This window comes from Paenibacillus wynnii, from assembly GCF_030812855.1.
Lineage (GTDB): Bacteria > Bacillota > Bacilli > Paenibacillales > Paenibacillaceae > Paenibacillus_AQ > Paenibacillus_AQ wynnii_A.
Genome location: NZ_JAUSTK010000009.1, coordinates 59,779 through 75,209, shown reverse-complemented (window position 1 = coordinate 75,209; position 15,431 = coordinate 59,779). Strand labels below are relative to the sequence as shown.

Here is a 15,431-nt window from a genome sequence, read left to right as displayed (position 1 = left end):
GTCATGCTATGATAAAATAGAAGATAGAAACTAGATTAGAATATACTAGGTGGTGAGCTTAATGAAACCCTATTATTATCATACAATTATCCGCTTGTTGGTTTCCGTTTTTCTTCTGCTGGTTTTGTCGTCCACTCTTCCGGCACCTGCTGCAGAGGCGAATTATTTCAATGATTTATATAATGGCCTTCAGCAATTCTCAGAGCTGCCGGATGAGGTTAATCAATTACAGGAGAGCTACCAGCAAACGGTAGAGGAGCTGGAGAAGACAAAAAATGAACTTGGAGAAACTAAAGATCAATTAGGACAGACGATAGAAGACATGGAGAGCTACCGTTCAGAGAACACTGCTCTGATTGAGCAAAACCTCCAGCTGACAAAGGCAGTAGACCAACTAAGGGACGAACGTGCAGCACGAGAGAGTTACCTGCGTAAAATCAAAATCACAATTTACACAGGACTTGGCCTTTTAGTTGGCTACTTCCTCCTAATTCGTCTAATTCGCTTCGGGATGCGCCGCCGTTCCAGAAAAGGGGACCGATTTCGCTAACTAAGGAGATATACAGCCAGTCACACACTAAAGGACGAGGGGGTATAACAATGAATGTCGATGTCCAGGATGAAGGCGACAGCGGCAGTGGACAGGCTGTAGCCTTTACCATTGCGGAGAACGAAGAAGTGCATGTACTCCACCCGCAGCAAATTATTGCATATCAAGGTCCCTCGTCAGGACGGGCTGACTGGTTTATGGATGTAAAAGGTATGTATCGTAAGCGTAAGCTGATCCGCGCAGATATGTCGGGGCCCTGCCGGTTTGTTACTGCACTTCCCCCTGGGTACAGGATCAAAACCCTTCAGCTTGACGGAAAAAGTGATCTCCTGTACGATTTCAGACATTTATTCTTTTATAGTAAAGGTATAACAATGCAGACACGAGTGCTAAGTGTAAAGAATATGTTCATCACAAGAGATACCGTGAAGGTTAAGTTTTCTGGTAAAGGCAGCATCGGTATTCTCACAGAGGGAACGGTATGTGAAGCAACACTCCATCCGTTCGAACCGCTTTTTGTAGACGCTGGTAGTGTGATCGCTTATCCTGAGAACGCCAAGCTGGAGCTTACCGTATATGGTAATCATCTCGCCAGTCAGCATATGAGCTATCATTGGAAAATGACAGGCCAAGGCCCAGTTCTATTTCAGGCAGGACGGCAAAGCCGACGTTTTGAGCGGGATACGAATGATGGGGATGGAATTTTCAAGCGATTCTTACGGGAGGTTCTGCCTTTTGGCGGTGTATTTATTAAGTGAATAGGCCATAAACAAAACCAGCAAGTCTCAGACAACGCGAGACCTGCTGGTTTTTTTTATTCCGATATTAGAGAAATTTCTTAGCCGAGGTATGCATTCAGCATCCAAGCATGCTTCTCCACACTGTTTCTGATGCCAATCAAGAGGTCTGCAGAAGGCTGGTCGCCAAGTTCTTCCGCTTGTGCAATCGCACCTTGCAATTCCGCCGCAACGGTAGTGAAATCTTTAATTAATTGACCCACCATTTCTTTGGCATCCTCGCCGCCTTGCCCTTCCTGCACTGAGGATAAGGACAGGTACTGCTTCATTGTAGAAGCCGGTTGTCCGCCAATAGCAAGCAAGCGCTCTGCCAATTCATCCACGTAACCGGCAGCTTCGTTATAAAGCTCTTCAAATTTCGCATGCAGCGTAAAAAATTGGGATCCGCTCACATACCAGTGATAATGATGCAGCTTGACACCTAATACCGACCAGTTGGCTGTTTGGCGGTTCAACGCAGCTTGCAGTTCTGTAGCACTCTTCAATTGTGTTGTCATTAATAAACCTCCTAAGATATATGTTGTTCAGATGTATTTAGACTTATTCTAAATCTATATACAACTTAACACGAAACTCCATTTATTGCAATCAAGTATCCGAATTTTGTTGCTGTAGATATTAGCATAAACCCCTTAATATGCCTGTAATTTGTGTCACATCTTAATTAGTTTTCTTAATCACTGGGTACGAAAAAGCGCCTGCATCATCTCACTCTTTGATTTAGGGCTAAGCACGTATAAGGTATCACCCGGTTCAATCACTGTATTCCCGTGAGGTGCAACGATTTGATTATTGCGAATGATAGCCGTAAACAGAATATCAGTTGGCAGCTCTAGATCGGAAATTTGCCTTTTGGCAATGGGCATATACTCATCAATTCGTATATGGTTGATTTCCGAGTCCGTTTTGCCCAGTGCTACTAACTCCATTAGGGATAGCGCCGGACTGTGTTTTCCCACGAGCTTTAACCGGGAAGCCAACGGAGAAATTGTAGTACCCTGAATGACCGCTGAGGTTAATACAACAAAGAATACGACGTTGAAGAAAAGTCTTCCCTGCGGTAGCCCGGCTAATAAAGGGTAGGTAGCCAGTACTATCGGAACCGCTCCGCGCAGGCCGGCCCAGGAGATCAATGTCTTTTCACGAAAAGAGAATTTGGCGAATAGAAGGCTTAGATATACCCCTATCGGTCTCGCTACCACCATTAGAATAAAAGATAGGAGCAGACCCTGCCAGGCGATGTTCACGAGCTCTTGCGGAAAGACCAGCAGGCCAAGAAGGATAAACATGGCAATCTGCATCATCCAGGCAAAGCCGTGGTTGAAACTCATAATGGTGCGATGATAAATCAATTTGGAATTGCCCATAACAAGTCCAAGTACATATACGGCAAGCAATCCGCTGCTATGAATTTGAGCAGCCACTCCATAGGTTAATACCGCAAATCCTATAGCCATAACTGGGTAAAGACCGGAAGATTCCAGATTTATTTTATTGATTAGAAATACAGCCAGCTTAGCCAACACAAATCCCAATACCAGCCCTATACCCATCTCCCATATAAAAGAGAATATCAGACTCCACAAAGCCATATCCGGCTGAAGAATCCACTCTATAAGGGATACCGTAAGAAACACAGCCATGGGATCATTACTGCCGGACTCTGCTTCCAGTGTAGAAGTGATGCGTTTATCTATGTTTTTACCGCCCAATACAGAGAATACCGCTGCCGCATCCGTGGACCCAACAATCGCCCCGAACAGCAGGCTTTCCGCCCAAGGAACATCAAGGATAAGCTTGGCGAATAATCCTACGATTCCTGTGGTTAATAGTACGCCTATAGTTGACAAGGACAAAGCCGGTACAATAACAGGCCGGATATCCCTCATACTCGTCTGCATTCCTCCCTCGAACAGAATGATAATCAAGGCAAAGATGCCGGCTATTTGTGTTAAGGACGCATTATTAAAATAAATAAAATGACTAAGAATCATACCTGCCGCAATAAATAGGACTAATGACGGCATCCCGAACTTTGTTGAAAATTTAGTGGATAGAACACCTATTAGTAATAAGACCGCCGATAATAAGATAACATTATCTGCAAGGGGGCTCATTGTAACCTCATCCCTTTCTTTATTCGTAGTTTTATTACCCAAAATAGTATGGCACTGAGCAGTAAGAATATACGGGTGGTACAGTGACGACAGAAAACCCGGAGATCGACAGGATCTCCGGGTTGTTCGGCGGTTTTTTTATTGCTTATCAGTTGAATATGCCGGGTTGGGTTGGGTTGGGTTGACCAATTTGCAGGAAAAAAACCCCTCTAATGTTGAGATACACAAGGATATAGGCCCCATTTCAGCGGAAACGGCAGAATTAGTAGGATTTTTTCCCTCTAAAAGCTCAAACGGCGGTAGCGTCAAGAAGTTTGTGTATGAGAGTAGAAGTTATCTCCTCGGGTATCCGCAACAGATACGGCAAATCTTCTACCTACATGAGTTTCAATATATATAGTTGCAGAATGTACACTTATATTTCTCCCTTAGCACACTTTAGGGTATTTAATTGCACTTTATACACTTATTTTTGGGTATTCCAGGGTTTAACCGGCATATTCGTGTTTTTAGTTGCACAAAGTACATCTATCCATACATCCAAGCGCCAAAAGCTAGAAATAAATGTATAAAATACATCTATTTCACTGACTACCTCCGTAACCCGGCGGTCTCTACCCAGAATTAGAGGGATTTTTCCCCTAATGTTGAGATACACAAGGATATAGACCCCATTTGAGCGGAAACGGCAGAATTAGTAGGAATTTTTCCCTCTAAAAGCTCAAACGGTGGTCTTATTCCTGTTCGATTGTATTATTTTCTTATAATGAGATCTTATTCTCTCGAGTAAATTTGCAGTTCCTGAATTGACCAATAATTGCCACCGGAGCTAGTCTGTACAATCTTCACATAGCGGGTTCTAACGGGTGTAAATTGTATCTTTGTCCTTTCCTTCTGGCCTTTACCGGAAGTAATCAGTCTCCAGTTAACCGCATCATCTGACACGTAAACTTCATAACCCCTAGGATAGTCATATGAAGACAGCGTGTAATCTAAATCAATATTTTCTATGCTATGGGTACTTCCCAAGTCAATTTGGTAAGTTTCACCGGATGTCTGATGTTTCCCCGTATCCCAGCGAGTACGGCGATCCCCGTCAATAGCACTCCTAGGGTTTGAAGCGTCCTGGTTTACATTGGAGGATACCTTCCAATCCGTCCGATTAAGCGGAACCAACCCGGTGGCTGTAATCTTTAGCGTCTGGGACATGACCTGTGATCCGGTCACTCTTACGGCATACGTATACAATGTTCCGTCTTGCAGATTTCGGTCGGTGTATTGCGTTTCCGTAACCTTTGCCGCTACTACACTCAGTTTTCCGCCACCATCATCCCGAAGCACTTCATAGCTTGCTCCAGGGGTCTCCAACCAGCTTAAATGAACGGCAGGGCCTTTTACTGCGGAGGCTCCGAACCCTTGGGGGGCAACGTCCTTCACTTCCTGGGAAGGCTGCAAAATATATTGCACGGCTTCACCCGGGGCCAAGGTCTCCGTAAAGGTCAGTATGGGACTGGCTTTTTTACCTGCTATATAGCTGCGAGCCTTTTCATAGGTATCGCCGTTGCCGAAGCGTTCACCCTCATATACAGTTTTTTTCGGCATTGTAACATTTACATTTACAGTTTGCGTAGTGTCTTCAAAGTTAACGAAATTGACCAGCACCTTATTCGAAGTTGCTCCTGTTCCTGCCAGCGGAGTAAGCGTTGAGGTATCAACCGCCCGGACATAGACACTCTTATCTGCCAGGGCTGTCTTGTTCGAAATCTGGTATGTCAACGGAGCTCCGTGTGTTGCATATGCCAGGCTTAATCTCCGCATGATACTTACACGGGAATCTTCATTTGCAGAGGTATAATAAATCTCAGTGGTGGCCGGGTCATGCTCTTCCAGATTAAAGCCATATTTGAATAAGCTGAAGTCCTTGAAAAAAGCGGCATGCTGAACGAACATATCTGCGTAACCAATGTGTGCACGCATAATTCGGTCGAAAACAGCTGCTTTCCGTTCGGTCGCTCCATACTGCGGAGCATCCGTATGACTGTCAGAAGTACCAAATTCAGTGGTGAGCATCTGCTTATTCAGACCGTCCGCCGCTCCTTCGAACGTTTTGAGGTTCTCCGTGAAGCTTCCCCCGTTGGTGAAAATGTACGACTCTCCATAAGAATGACCGTTGGTTAGATCCGTAACCTTCTCCAGCTCCAATCGCTGCTTCGGATCCCTCTCCCAACCATCAGGGTCACCGCACTGTTTTACCGAACCCCTCTGATTACCGCAGGAATGTTCTTTAAAGCCCGGCCAATAAGCCCAGCCCGGAGCAACAGTTTGCAAATGGGGAGCAATTGTTTTGCCCTCTTTATTCAGCCAATTCGCAATCGCCAGATTGACGGCTTTGGATCGATTGAACAAACCAGGCTCATTATCCACCTCATAGAACTGAAAATAAGGGCTGTAATTGCGGAAGTACTCCGACAGTTTTTTTGCCGCAGCGTCCGGCAAGGAACCGTCACTTTTCAACTTAATATCACCGGAGTAGAGATACATTGCCACGGACTGCATATTATAATCCTCTAGAACTTTATAGTAATCCAGCATGTTGGAGCAGGATCTCCCTACATCACTGACACAGGAAGTCCGCATGATATTGCCACTGTAAGCTATCCCAAGCCATTTCATAATATAAGGTAGATGTGTAACTGCACCGCTATCGAAGTAAAACTGATTGTTGTTGACCATAGTCCCCGTTAAGGAGTAGCTTCCATGAATAGGTTCTGTGGCCGGAGCGTTCAACGATTCAAGACTAAGATTATCCCAGGTCCACCATAGGTATTTATCCTCTGCATTAGAACAGTACAAGCATCGGGTTGTCTGGAGCTTAAGCTCATTTGAACCGGTCTTCAACTGCTCCTTGGGGATATAAAGCTCATACGTTTTGCGAAAGGTATACTCACTGTTCGTCCCGGATACACCTGAAATTTGGATAATGCCCGACAATTGTTTATTTGAAAAAACACTCATTTGCGGGATGGATTTGTAAGCATCCAGAATACTTACGTGAAATAAGACCCCGTTAGCCGGGATCTTGTCTAATGAATACGAGATACGCAGTTCTGGATTGGTTGCGCCATTCAAACCTGAGGGAATGCTCCCCGGGGCAATCACCTTGCTTGAGACAGAAATAGCCTTATTATTAGCACTCGAGGAACTCGCTGCCGCGAATTCCCCGGAGGACCCGTCATGCTTGCCCAGTTCCCATAAAACCGTACCTGATGGCTGGTTCGGTGCGGTAATTTGTCCTGAGGATAACTTGGACATATCCACCTTCACTGCGCCATCCTCTCCACCTTCTGAACCGAAAAGGGAGGTGGACAACAGAAACAAGATTGTTAGGGCTGCTAATTTCAGTGTCAAATGTAGAAGTTTTTTAAGTTTATAAGCGCTCATCTCATTGTCCTCTCTTTCATCCGGAATGTCTGGCAATTTGAAATCGCCCTTTCATTAAGGAGAGAACAGGGCACTTTGAGGGATGACAGCCTCTTTCAGATGCGGGCTCTTCCATTTCAATCGTATACTGGCATCGCCATGATTCTCAAAATATTCAACCTTTATATTGTATAAAGTTCCTGATTTAAGAGTTATACTTCCCTGACGAGTAACACCGCTCTGCTTGTTCCAGCTATCAATGATAAGTATATTGTCGACCCACACCCTTACTCCGTCATCCGAGGAAGCATAAAAGGTATATTTTTCACTGTACTGCGGCTTAATTTTCCCCTCCCAGCGAACGGAGAAAGAGTCGTTTTCAATGGCAGAACTCGGGGAACCCCTCCGCCAATTAAAGTCGATCCTACTGTCTTTTCTACTTAAAGCCGGTTTTCCGGCCAGATCCACGTTGTTGAAATATTCAGCGCTTAGGTTATTAAGGGCTGTATTCTTCGTAGGTTGGTTCGTTGGTCTAACCGTCGGTTTAACCGTTGCTGGGCTCTTTACTGGCAACCTGCTTACTAGCTTATCTCTGGAAACTGTGTAAGTACTGCTCATGAAGCTTTTGATTGTTTGGGAGCTGTTATTTTCAGTCAACATTTTGCCCCATGTCATCATATATACCCATTTACTCTGATATTGTGCCATCATTTCCGGATCTGGAAGCTCTCCGCTCTCTCCGATCCCAATCGGCTTCCCATTGGCCAGTTCCAACAGACTATCATAGTACATTTGATTATAATCATTGTTGTAAATATCGGCAGCCAATATGTCGACCTTATCTGAACCGGGATAATAAGGTAAGTAAGGGTCGGACCATTCGTTCGGCGCATTAGGATTCCATGTCCACAAGAGGTTATTCAGCTTGTGAGTCTCTACAAACCTGTCGTACATAATATTCCAAAGCTCTTTGAAATTACTCTTCTTTCCCCACCAGAACCATCCACCATTCATTTCATGGTAGGGTCTCCATATCACTGGAACTCCAGCATCGCGCAGCTGTTTCAGGTAAATTGCAATCTGATCCAAATCGGCAATTAGACTCTTATATTGCGGTGTTCCCGGGGTTACATAGGCGTTGAAATTATCTTGGCTCAATCCCTTGGAAACATTGGACCAAGCTGCTGACGTTCCCGGAAGATTCTGATGAAATGTCATCGCTACAATTCCACCGCTGTTATACCAGTCTATTGCGCTTTTAACGACAGCTTGCCGCTCTAAGGCTACAGTCTTCTGAGTTTGATTATTGATAGCACCTAACTCATAGCCATGCAATACGGCATATTGACCGCTGGTATCTTTAAGCTTGGTATTATAATCATCCGGTCTCTCCAGATAATCATGCTGCCCGGATATCAAACCCTTGCCGCTAAGCCCAACCAAATAACTTAATAGTTCCTGTGCCTCTACCGAAGCAGAAGGGTTAACCGGTCCAACTATCGTCTTGGTTACAGGCAGGCTGTTAACCTCACCCCAAGGGATAAAAGACATAATCAATATCAGTGGCAATATAGCACTATATAACCGGAGCTTACGGTAAGTGTTCAAAGTAATCTTCCTTTCGGTAGCCAGGCTGCCGTCAAAAGGCATAAGGGGTGACCTTCCTTTACTAAAAGGACAAGCAACCGATTCACCAATGAGGGCTATAGCTTACTGGCCCTGCTGATTAGCAGGGCCAGTAAGGGATGGACTGAAAAGAATATATTTGCTTCTTATCAAAAGTGCCCGGAACAATATTGGCTTTTATGGAAGGCTTGTAACTTTAGTTCAGGGTAGCATAAGGAAGAAATAGTGCACTCGAAGGCACGGTCTCCTTAAGCTGACTCGGGCTTCCCCACATTAGACGTGCTCTGGCGTCTCCTTGGTTCTCGTAATACTCTACTTTGATATCATAGAGCTGACCTGCATTCAGAGTTATACTTCCCTGACGCTCGGTGCCACTTTGCTTCACCCAGCTGTCAATAACAGACTTCCCATCGATCCACACACGAATTCCATCATCTGAACCCGTATAGATTTGATAGGTCTCACTGTACCGCGGTTTGATCTTACCGCTCCACCGAACAGAGAAGAAATCCACACCTATTGCAGAATTAGGAGATAATAACCGCCAGTTAAAGTCAAGAGCAGCATCCTTACGCACAATGGCAGGGGTTCCCGAAAGCTGGATATTACTAAAATACTCTCCCTGCAGTCCATTCTCATATACGGGCGTAACTGTTTGTAAGGGCTCCTGATTTTGCGATGTAACCGTAGTCGGTGTTGGTGTCGGTGTCGGTGTTGGTGTTGGCGTCGGCGTCGGTGTCGGTGTTGGTGTTGGCGTCGGCGTCGGTGTCGGTGTCGGTGTCGGTGTCGGTGTCGGTGTCGGTGTTGGCGTCGGTGTCGGTGTCGGTGTCGGTGTTGGCGTCGGTGTTGGCGTAACAGTCGATACTGTTACATTTAATGCATTTGAAGCTAAAAACAACGCACTAGAGGGAACTGCTCCCTTAATTTGACTAGGACTCTCCCACATTAGACGAACCCGTGCATCTCCATCGTTCTCATAATATTCAATTTTAATATCGTACAACTGTCCTGCTTGCAGAGGGATACTTCCAACACGTTCGGCTCCACTCTGTTTAATCCAGCTGTCAATCACGATCTTCCCATCTACCCATACACGAATACCATCATCCGAGGCGGTGTAAATCTGATAGGTCTCGCTATATAGAGGTTTGATTTTACCTGTCCAGCGTATGGAAAAGTAGTTGATGCCAAGTGAACTGGCGGGTGCTGTCAGTCGCCAATTGAAATCAATTGCGCTGTCATTCCGGACAAGCGCCGGTGTTCCCGAAAGATTCATATTCGTATAATATTGTCCCTGCAACCCATTTTGGACCGGAAGTAGAAGTCCTACTGCAGGTGTCGCTGTGGGTACAGGTGTTGGTGTTGGCGTTGGTGTTGGTGTTGGTGTTGGAGTAGCGGTAGGAATTACTCCTGTACTATATTCATCCCGTGTAAGGGTATAGCTATTATTCATAAAACCAGTAATGGTAGCAGTAGTATTTTTCTCGTAAAGCATCTTTCCCCAATTCATCATGAATGCCCAGTTAGGCTGTGTTTTGAGAATTGTGCCCGTGTCGGGCATTTCACCGTTTTCCCCGATCGCGATCGGTTTGCCGGCAGCAAGAGTAAGCAGACTGTCATAATAGCTTTTTTTAAAATCATTCTCATATATATCTGCTGCCAGAATATCTACCATACTAGCACCCGGATAGGTCGAGGCATAAGGATTAGCCCAGGCATTCGGTGCATTCGGGCTCCATACCCACAGCAGGTTGTTTAAATTGTGATAGTTAACATATCGGTCATACATAATGTTCCAAAGGGCAGAAAAGTTATTCTTTTGGCCCCACCAGAACCAACCGCCATTCATTTCATGATAGGGTCTCCACAATACAGGTACACCCGCATCGCGCAAGCTTTTCAGGGAAACTGCCACCTTATCAAGCTCTGTAATCAGGCTGTTGTATTGCGCTGTTCCTGGCGTAACGTATTTGTCAAAGTCTGCTTGACTAATACCTTTTTGAACATTGGACCAGTCATATGTTGTTCCCGGAAGGTTCTCATGGAATGTCATTGCCACGATGCCGCCGTTTTTGTTCCAATTGATTGCACTGTTGACCACATTTTGCCGCTGCCAAGCCGTAGTGCTTTCCGTCTGACCGCTTATTGCACCCAGCTCGTAGCCATGTAGCGCAGCATATTTTCCACTGGTTGCCTGCAGCTTGTTGCTGAATTCATCCGGACTTTCCAAATAGTCATGCTGGCCGGTTAAAATTCCTCTCCCGGAAATATCGGATACATACTTCAGCAGCTTGATCGCTTCAGGTGAAGCATTTGGATTAACCGGGGCAAAACTTACAGCAGCTTCTGCAGACAGTGGCGCGATGCTCAAACCTAACGGAATGGCAGTCAAGAACAAAACAAAAGACAACAACGAACATAACAGTCGATACTTACGGTGAGCCATCAAAATTCATCTTCCTTTCGGTAGCCAGGCTGCCACTCTTGCGAAAGGCCCTGTAGCTTTGCGTCCCTATCTTTCGATAGGTTTGCCTTTGTCGTTTGGAAGGATTTATCCCTCTTACCGTAAATATCGACTGTACTTAGTTTTTAGTTTAGTGCAATTATGAAAATTCCTTAATAAATAGTTCCTTGTACCTGTTTCAGAACTATACTAAATGGTTTAAATAGTTAGTTTGTGCTATGAAATAAACTGTTGTAATTCGATATCATTCCAATCCAGCGTGATCCGAATGTTATCCTCTTCAACCAGCTCAGAGCCAGTCTGTACCTCTATGAATTCGAGATCTGTCAGAGCCAATATGGCATGCTTGGTGCCCTCTGGTATCCGGACTACGTCGCCTGCTTTTACGTTATGCATTTTTTCGTTCAGAACAATACTGGCTTCACCGCTGATTATTGTCCAGATCTCGCTGCGTTTATGATGAAGCTGGTAGCTGATATTTTTGCCTTCAGAAATAAAAATCCGTTTAGTAAGAACCTCATTGCCCTCATTGTATTTCACATAGTCAATCACTCGATAATGTCCCCAACGGCGCTCTTCGTACATCGGTCTTTGCTCAAAAGTCTTCAATACTTCCTTGATACGCGGACTTTCCGCTTTATGGGTAACCAGAATTCCATCAGGGCTTGCTGCAATAATTAGATCCTTAGCACCGATTACGGTAATCGGAATATCCAATTCATTAATCAGGCAAGTTCCTTCAGAGTCAGCCGTAATAAATCCTTTACCTACGTGATTGCTGGACATTTCCTCAGTCAGGGTATTCCACGTACCTAAGTCTTTCCAGAACCCGTCATACGGCTGCACTACGATATTATCCTCTTTTTCAACCACTTCATAATCAAAGCTGATAGATGCAAGCAGTTTATATTGCTTCTGCATTTCTTCATATCCCAAGGGAAGCCCCTTGCTCTGTAAGATATCCAGCAGATACCCCAACCGGAAGGCGAATACGCCGCAGTTCCATAGAGCATTCCGACTGATTAACTCCTCGGCTTGTTTGCGGTTCGGTTTCTCCTGAAAATGACTCACACGCAGGAATCCATTTTCCCCTGCCGCATCACGAGTCGGAATAATGTACCCGTACTTCTCTGATGCCAGTTCAGGGACAACACCCATAAGCGCCAAATTCGCGCCGCTCTCTTCCATTGTGCTCTCCAATTTCGCAACACTCTCGAAGAAGGATGATTCCACATAAGGATCTACCGGCAAAATGGCTACAATCTCAGCGGGCGAAACCCCTGCCACCGAATACAAATAGGAGGCCGTGAGCGCAATCGCCGGAAATGTATCACGCCGTTCGGGTTCTACAATGATCGGCACTTCGCTGCCCAACTGACTTTGTATCATTTCCACCTGACCGCGACCTGTTGCCAGATAGGAGGAACTCTCAAGACCTGTTTCTTTCAGCTGTCTCCAGACCCGTTGTACCATGGACTCCGGCTCACCTTGCGGACTTTCCAATACTCGTAAGAATTGTTTTGAACGTGAATCGTTGGACAAAGGCCACAACCGTTTTCCTGAACCGCCTGACAATAGTACAAGTTTCATAAGTGAACCCTCCTTATGGGATTGTTATAAAAGAGTGGGATTGTTATGGCTGGGGGACTGCGATGAATGTTGGACTTCCGATCGCTGTTATCCTTGGATTTCCTGAATTGTGACCGCTCCTCGCGGTTGAAATCCAAGGATAAAGGCGAACGCTAACGCTTCTACAGTTCCAAAATTCCTCTTCGTCCCTTTACATAACACTGTGTTTTTATAAAGATCCCATTATCTCCGCTTCGCGATCGACCTCTAAAGCTTTCCGGCGGCAACACTGCCTGGGAAAGCCACTAGAAAATGCTAAAGAGTTAATCCAGATAAAGAGATAACAGACAAAGAGATAACAGACAAAGAGATAAGAGATAACAGATAACAGATAAAGAGATTAAACCAACCTTACACCGCGCCAGCCACACTCTGCGAATAACCGCTAAGGCCGCCCATCTGCGGGCGTCCGACAGAGTGATACTCTAGGCCAGTGCCCTCGATTTGTTCCTTGGTGTAGAGGTTTCGGCCGTCTATCAGAATTTGCTTACGCATGCTTTGCGCCAGCTTGTGCAAGTCGATATCCTTGAACAGGCTCCAATCCGTCAGCAGGCAGACAGCATCACTGTCTTTCGCCGCTTCTTCCGGCAAGGAGCACCAACGGAGTTGCGGATGATCGTATTGCTTCCTGAAGTTATCGGCAGCAATCGGATCGAAGAGTTTCACGATGGCACCCTCTGCTACAAGCGCCTCAACGATTTCACGGGCCGGGGCTTCACGTACATCATCTGTATTAGGCTTGAAAGCGAGCCCCCATATTCCGATTACCGCTCCTCGGAGACTTCCTAGCGATTCATGCAGCTTCGAGATAATCATAAAACGCTGACCCTTGTTGACCTCAACCACAGATTCCAAAAGCTTGAACTCATAATCGACGTTGCCGGCAATTTGAATCAGCGCATTGGTGTCCTTAGGGAAGCAGGAGCCGCCGTACCCGATACCAGCTTGCAGGAATGAGGAACCAATTCTGCGGTCCATCCCCATACCCTGGGCTACCTCGGTTACATCAGCTCCCACTTTTTCGCAAATATTAGCAATCTCGTTAATGAACGAGATTTTAGTAGCCAAGAAGGCATTTGAAGCATATTTAATCATTTCCGCGCTGCGAATATCGGTCACGAATACATTCTCCGTAAATCCTTGGTGAAGCTTTCTCATAACCGGCTCGAGGTCCGGATTATCCAATCCGATGACTATTCGATCGGGATGAAGCGTATCACTGATGGCTGAGCCTTCTCTAAGAAATTCCGGCGCAGAGATGATATCAAAAGGATGAGTTGTGTGTGAAGCAATCATCTTGCGAATCTTCTCATTGGTTCCGACGGGAACGGTAGACTTGGTCATAATAATTTTGTAGCCTTCCATAGCTCTGCCGACTTCAGCCGCCGCACCTTCGATATACTGAAGATCCGCTTCTCCGTTCGGCAGGGAAGGTGTCCCTACAGCAAGGATGACGATATCAGAACGCCGTACCGAATCCGAAAGATCGGAGGAGAATGACAAGCGCCCCTCACGAAGATTCACATCAATCAAGGCTTCGATTCCCGGCTCATAAATGGGAGATTCCATGCGGTTCAGCTTATTAATCTTTTCCTCATCTTTATCGACGCAAATGACATGATTTCCGTTAAGTGTAAAACATACGCCAGATACAAGACCGACATAGCCGGTACCGATTACTGCCAGCTTCATACAATCATCCTCCTTTTAAAAAGTTTACGTAGGCCTGTTCGACGTACTGCTTGAAATTAACCATGAATGACTCTTCGTCAAATTTTTGCGCATGACTTATGATTTGTCCGATGTCCCATGAATAAGACTCCACTTCGTGAATCGCAGCGAGTAAATCGTCAACCTCTTGATGCTGGAAGAACACTCCGTTGACATAAGGGATGATTGTATCCAGTGCGCCGCCGGCCTGATAAGCGATAACCGGTCTGCCGGCAGCATTTGCCTCCAGTGGAGTAATACCGAAATCTTCCTCCCCGGGAAAGATAAGCGCACGGCATTGTGCCATTAAACCTGTCACCTGATCGTCCTCAAGCCTGCCCAGAAATGACACATTGCTCTTAGCCATACTTTCCAGCCGCTTACGATCCGGTCCATCGCCAACAATGTACAGCTTAAGACCGTTTTTACTGAAAGCTTCGACTGCCAAATCAATACGTTTATAGGAGACCAATCGTGAAACAATTAAATAGTAGTCCCCGATAGAGGTTGAACTTGTAAACCGTGCTGTGTTAATCGGCGGGAAAATAATATCAGAGTCCCGATGATAGTAGTTCTGAATCCTTTTCTTCACTACAGAAGAGTTGGCTACAAATTGATTCACATTCTTGGATGTCCGCTGATCCCAATTTTTGAGCTGCTGCATATATACCTTAAGTAGCCTTTTGAATAACCCGGAATTGGACTGCCGCTCCATATAAGTGTCATAATCCCAAGCAAACCGCATTGGAGTATGGCAGTAGCACAGATGAAATGTATGACTCGGCACTTGAATGCTTTTCATAAAAGCACTGCTGGAGCTGAGCACGATGTCGTATCCGCTAAAGTCCAAATCCTTGATGGCCATAGGGTAAAGTGGCAACATCCCTTTAAAATTAGTCTTCACTCCCGGAATTTTTTGCAGCCAGGAGGTTCGGATATCCGCATCTTTGAGATTGTCAGTCAGGCGGCTTCCGTTAAAAACCGTCGTGAAGATCGGAGCATCCGGATACATATGGTGGAATACTTCCACGACTCTTTCCGCTCCGCCCATTTGGATTAAGTAATCGTGCGCTATCGCAATTTTCATGTGAATCATCCTCAAAGTTTTATGGAGCATC

Annotated in this window: 10 protein-coding genes and 1 riboswitch; of the genes, 2 read left to right on the top strand and 8 right to left on the bottom strand. The window is 45.6% G+C overall.

The genetic code is table 11. The annotated features are described in order from the left end of the window. Positions 1-61: 61 nt before the first annotated feature. Both J2T20_RS11370 and J2T20_RS11365 read left to right on the top strand, forming a co-directional pair. Positions 62-550 carry a hypothetical protein gene (locus J2T20_RS11370; RefSeq protein ID WP_307588378.1) on the top strand — a complete coding sequence of 163 codons (489 nt, stop codon included), beginning with the start codon at positions 62-64 and terminating at the stop codon, positions 548-550. Positions 551-600: 50 nt separating this feature from the next. After that, positions 601-1,308, top strand: a complete 708-nt coding sequence (locus J2T20_RS11365; RefSeq protein ID WP_307588376.1) for an AIM24 family protein — start codon at positions 601-603, stop codon at positions 1,306-1,308. An 80-nt stretch (positions 1,309-1,388) separates the two neighbouring features. On the opposite strand, the gene J2T20_RS11360 is transcribed toward J2T20_RS11365, so the two are convergent. The 8 genes from J2T20_RS11360 to J2T20_RS11325 form a co-directional block, all read right to left on the bottom strand. Next, a complete protein-coding gene (locus J2T20_RS11360; RefSeq protein WP_307588374.1) occupies positions 1,389-1,844 on the bottom strand; it encodes a Dps family protein in 456 nt (151 codons plus the stop codon). Between the two features lie 180 nt (positions 1,845-2,024). Further along, complete coding sequence (locus J2T20_RS11355; RefSeq protein WP_307588372.1) at positions 2,025-3,464, bottom strand: potassium/proton antiporter; 1,440 nt, start codon at positions 3,462-3,464, stop codon at positions 2,025-2,027. A gap of 774 nt (positions 3,465-4,238) precedes the next feature. Beyond that, positions 4,239-6,776: a discoidin domain-containing protein gene (locus J2T20_RS11350; RefSeq protein WP_444939701.1), complete on the bottom strand. Its 2,538-nt coding sequence runs from the start codon at positions 6,774-6,776 to the stop codon at positions 4,239-4,241. 183 nt (positions 6,777-6,959) lie between these two features. After that, entirely contained in the window at positions 6,960-8,534 is a 1,575-nt protein-coding gene (locus tag J2T20_RS11345) for a glycosyl hydrolase (RefSeq protein ID WP_307588368.1), read from the bottom strand. A 172-nt stretch (positions 8,535-8,706) separates the two neighbouring features. After that, entirely contained in the window at positions 8,707-10,956 is a 2,250-nt protein-coding gene (locus J2T20_RS11340; RefSeq protein WP_307588366.1) for a PA14 domain-containing protein, read from the bottom strand. A 16-nt stretch (positions 10,957-10,972) separates the two neighbouring features. After that, positions 10,973-11,053, bottom strand: a riboswitch (cyclic di-GMP riboswitch). 137 nt (positions 11,054-11,190) lie between these two features. Beyond that, the gene (locus J2T20_RS11335) at positions 11,191-12,564 is read right to left on the bottom strand and encodes a sugar phosphate nucleotidyltransferase (protein WP_307588364.1); all 1,374 of its coding nucleotides are present in this window, start codon (positions 12,562-12,564) and stop codon (positions 11,191-11,193) included. A 390-nt stretch (positions 12,565-12,954) separates the two neighbouring features. Continuing rightward, positions 12,955-14,295, bottom strand: a complete 1,341-nt coding sequence (locus tag J2T20_RS11330) for a UDP-glucose dehydrogenase family protein (protein ID WP_307588362.1) — start codon at positions 14,293-14,295, stop codon at positions 12,955-12,957. A 4-nt stretch (positions 14,296-14,299) separates the two neighbouring features. After that, entirely contained in the window at positions 14,300-15,400 is a 1,101-nt protein-coding gene (locus J2T20_RS11325) for a glycosyltransferase (RefSeq protein WP_307588360.1), read from the bottom strand. Between the last annotated feature and the right edge of the window lie 31 nt (positions 15,401-15,431).

Bases quoted from the DNA above. Each gene is read 5' to 3' on its own strand.
- J2T20_RS11340 (WP_307588366.1), bottom strand. From the start codon at position 10,956: ATGGCTCACCGTAAGTATCGACTGTTATGTTCGTTGTTGTCTTTTGTT.
- J2T20_RS11345 (WP_307588368.1), bottom strand. From the start codon at position 8,534: ATGCCTTTTGACGGCAGCCTGGCTACCGAAAGGAAGATTACTTTGAAC.
- J2T20_RS11350 (WP_444939701.1), bottom strand. From the start codon at position 6,776: ATGTCCAAGTTATCCTCAGGACAAATTACCGCACCGAACCAGCCATCA.
- J2T20_RS11335 (WP_307588364.1), bottom strand. From the start codon at position 12,564: ATGAAACTTGTACTATTGTCAGGCGGTTCAGGAAAACGGTTGTGGCCT.
- J2T20_RS11360 (WP_307588374.1), bottom strand. From the start codon at position 1,844: ATGACAACACAATTGAAGAGTGCTACAGAACTGCAAGCTGCGTTGAAC.
- J2T20_RS11355 (WP_307588372.1), bottom strand. From the start codon at position 3,464: ATGAGCCCCCTTGCAGATAATGTTATCTTATTATCGGCGGTCTTATTA.
- J2T20_RS11370 (WP_307588378.1), top strand. From the start codon at position 62: ATGAAACCCTATTATTATCATACAATTATCCGCTTGTTGGTTTCCGTT.
- J2T20_RS11330 (WP_307588362.1), bottom strand. From the start codon at position 14,295: ATGAAGCTGGCAGTAATCGGTACCGGCTATGTCGGTCTTGTATCTGGC.
- J2T20_RS11365 (WP_307588376.1), top strand. From the start codon at position 601: ATGAATGTCGATGTCCAGGATGAAGGCGACAGCGGCAGTGGACAGGCT.
- J2T20_RS11325 (WP_307588360.1), bottom strand. From the start codon at position 15,400: ATGAAAATTGCGATAGCGCACGATTACTTAATCCAAATGGGCGGAGCG.